The sequence below is a fragment of the Streptomyces sp. NPDC007162 genome (assembly GCF_040634175.1).
GTDB lineage: Bacteria > Actinomycetota > Actinomycetes > Streptomycetales > Streptomycetaceae > Streptomyces.
This window is the reverse complement of record NZ_JBEYFC010000491.1, coordinates 1-3,007: the sequence shown is the minus strand read 5'-3', so window position 1 is coordinate 3,007 and position 3,007 is coordinate 1. Positions and strand designations below refer to the sequence as shown.

At 72.8% G+C, this 3,007-nt stretch carries 3 protein-coding genes and 1 pseudogene; 3 read left to right on the top strand and 1 reads right to left on the bottom strand.

Annotation, left to right across the window (positions count from 1 at the left end):
- Both ABZ646_RS36995 and ABZ646_RS36990 read left to right on the top strand, forming a co-directional pair.
- Positions 1-455: pseudogene (locus ABZ646_RS36995) on the top strand (DEAD/DEAH box helicase); the annotation flags it as partial.
- 347 nt (positions 456-802) lie between these two features.
- Positions 803-1,720 carry an alpha/beta hydrolase gene (locus ABZ646_RS36990; protein ID WP_360529173.1) on the top strand — a complete coding sequence of 306 codons (918 nt, stop codon included), beginning with the start codon at positions 803-805 and terminating at the stop codon, positions 1,718-1,720.
- On the opposite strand, the gene ABZ646_RS36985 is transcribed toward ABZ646_RS36990, so the two are convergent.
- Entirely contained in the window at positions 1,717-2,619 is a 903-nt protein-coding gene (locus ABZ646_RS36985) for an NYN domain-containing protein (RefSeq protein WP_360529184.1), read from the bottom strand. The genes ABZ646_RS36990 and ABZ646_RS36985 overlap by 4 nt on opposite strands.
- A gap of 159 nt (positions 2,620-2,778) precedes the next feature.
- Here ABZ646_RS36985 and ABZ646_RS36980 point away from each other — a divergent pair, with 159 nt between their 5' ends.
- Complete coding sequence (locus tag ABZ646_RS36980) at positions 2,779-2,931, top strand: hypothetical protein (protein WP_165939347.1); 153 nt, start codon at positions 2,779-2,781, stop codon at positions 2,929-2,931.
- Positions 2,932-3,007: the final 76 nt, after the last annotated feature.

The window sequence follows — 3,007 nt, the reverse complement described above, 5'->3', positions numbered from 1 at the left end:
CGCCGGACACCGCCGAGGCCACCGAGACCAAGCCCCGCCGGACCCGCAAGACGGCAGCCGCCCCGGCGGCCGAGACCACGGAGGCAGCCCCGGAGGCCGCCGAGGCCACCGAGACCAAGCCCCGCCGGACCCGCAAGACGGCAGCCGCCGCCCCGGAGACCGCCGTGGTGGACGCGGAGACCGCGCCGAAGCCGCGCCGCACCCGCAAGACGGCCGCCCCCGCGGAGACCGCGGTGGACACGGCGGAAGCCACGGAGGCCAAGCCCCGGCGCGCCCGCAAGACGGCAGCCGCCGCCACCGCGGAGATTCCGGCGCAGGCCAGCGGCGAGCCGGAGGCCAAGCCCAGGAGCCGGACCACCCGCAAGGCGGCCGAGTCCGCCGAGCCGGCCGGCGCCGAGGCGAAGCCGAGGGTCCGCCGGACCCGGAAGGCGACCGCCGCGGCTCCCGAGGCCTGAGCCGACCGAGCCACCCCGACGGCCCGGCCCACCCCGTGTGGGCCGGGCCGTCGGCGTCCACGCCCCGGGCCGGGCGCCCACCCCGGACAGCGAGCACCGTGGATGCGGTCCGCCCTCAAAAGCGAGCGCCCCTGAGAGCGACCGAGCGGCCCCTCCGACCGCAATCCGCCCCCCAGCGAGCGCCGCCTGACAGCGTCCCCCGCCACACACAGTGCCCCCTGACACCGGCCCCGCCCCCCACAGCCAGCACCCCCTGACAGCACCCGCCTGACGGCAAGCCCCCCCAGCCGTCCGGATTCACCCGCCGTCCCCCGCTGCGTCGCCCGCCGCCGGTTACCCTCTCCCCCATGAGCAGGCCTTCTTCCTTCGTCCCGCCCGCCGGTGCTCGTGCGTACGCGCTCGCCACCGCGCGCGGTGAGTTCGCCGTCGTCGACGCGCCTGTGGCGGCCGGGGTGGAGCCGCGGGGGATCGCGCTGTTGCTGCCCGGGTTCACCGGCAGCAAGGAGGACTTCAACCTCCTGCACCCGGCTCTGGGCGCCCACGGGTACCGGACCGTCGCGGTGGACGGCCGTGGACAGTTCGAGTCGGACGGACCGCAGGACGACGAATCGGCTTACGCCCAGGAGGAGTTGGCGCGGGACGTGCTCGCGCAGGCAGCGGCCGTCGGCGACGGGCGGCCGGTGCATCTCCTGGGCCACTCCCTGGGCGGTCAGATCGCGCGGGCGGCCGTGCTGCTCGACGTCACGCCGTTCCGGTCGCTGACGCTCATGGCCTCGGGCCCGGCCCAGATCTCCACCTCCCAGCAGCAGCGCGTGAAGCTGCTGCGGGACGCCCTCGCCGTGATGTCGATGGCCGAGGTGTGGGAGGCCATGCAGGCCCTGGAGGCGCCGGAGGAGCTGGACGAGGGCCCGGTGGACCGCGAGGATCTGCGGCGCCGCTGGCTGCACAACAAGCCGGCCCAACTCCTCGCCACCGGTCGCCAGTTGTGCACCGAACCGGACCGCGTCGCCGAACTCGCCGCCGCTGCGCTGCCGTACCACGTCCTGTCGGGCGCGCGGGACGACACCTGGCCGGTGCCGCTGCTGGACGAGATGGCCCTGCGGCTGGGCGCGCACCGTACGGTCGTCGACGGCGCGGAGCACTCCCCCAACACCGACCGTCCGGCGCCCACCGCCGAGGCGATCGCCGCCTTCTGGGAGAGCACGGACGGCCAGGGCGCGAAAACGCCTCGGCACCCCGGACGCCCGTCGCCAGGGCAGCCCTAGTACTGCGTCCGAAGGTGCTCCCAGAAGCCGTCCCGCAGGGCGCGGCGCAGGTCGGCCTGGCCGCGCAGCGAGTACTGGAGCATGCTCTCGGCCTCGACCAGCAGATCCTGGTCGACGGATCCGGGCAGGTAGGGATGGCCGGGGAGCAGCTCGACCAGCGCCTCACGCCCCCGCGCGGACAGCCACTTCGCGGCGATCTGCGCACCGACGAAGCGGACGCCCTCGCGGGTGGGTCGGGTGGCGCCGGCGTCGTAGGCGGGGGCGACGCGCCGGGAGACGTACGGCTTGAAGAACTGGAGGTCGAGGGTGCGCTGGCTGTCGACCTCCCAGAGCAGCGGTTCGGCCTGGTTGCGGCCCTCGGGGGCCTCGATGCCCCAGAGGTGGACGCGGGCGCCGTACCCCTGGGCGGCCTCGACCGCGGAGACCAGGTCCTCGTCGCCGCCGAGCAGGGCCGCGTCGCTGATCGCGCGGTGCCGGGCGAGCGACTCCAGGTCGGTGCGGATCAGGGAGTCGACGCCCTTCTGCTGGTTGTTGGCGTTGAGGTTGCCGAGGCGGACCTTGACGTCGGGGAGTTCGGCGATGACCTGCTGCTCGGCGGTGTGGATGCGGCGGCGGGCGCCGTCGTACCAGTAGACGCGCAGCAGCCTGCTGTCCGCGAAGATCTGGCGCGCCTTGTCGATGAGCGCCTCGATCAGCCCTTCGGCGTCGAGGTCGAAGGCCCGGCGGTCCTCCGTCCCGGCGACGAGCCGGCCCGTGGCCGCGTAGAGGTAGCCCGCGTCGACGAAGATCGCGTGCGTCGAGGGCGTCTTGGCCACTTCGGCGAGCATGCGGGTGAGCAGCTCGTTCGTGCGGTCGATGCGGGCCTGGAGGGCGGGGAGGTCGTCGTTCATCACCTCCATTGTCCCGGCGGTCACGCTGCGAACACAACCGGTCCCGGTCAGTCTTCCCATACTCGTACCGGTCAGTAATTAGACGTTCGAAAAATTTCTTTAGCGTAGGGAATGTTTGTAACACGCAAGTCGTTGACTAGGACGGAACACAAGACGAAGGGAGAGGCCATGCGCTTCGAAATCATGCGACTCGACGAGGTCGACGGCACCACCGTGGACAGCACTGTCGTGGACGCCGCCTCCGTCAACAGGATCGTGCAGCAGGCCGCCGCCATCGGGCAGCGTCTGTGGATCCGACCGGCCGAGAACCAGACGTCGTAACGGAATACGAGAGACGAGCCACACCGACACGCGGAACACCGCAGAGTCTTCGGAGCCCCCGCACGGCACTCACGCC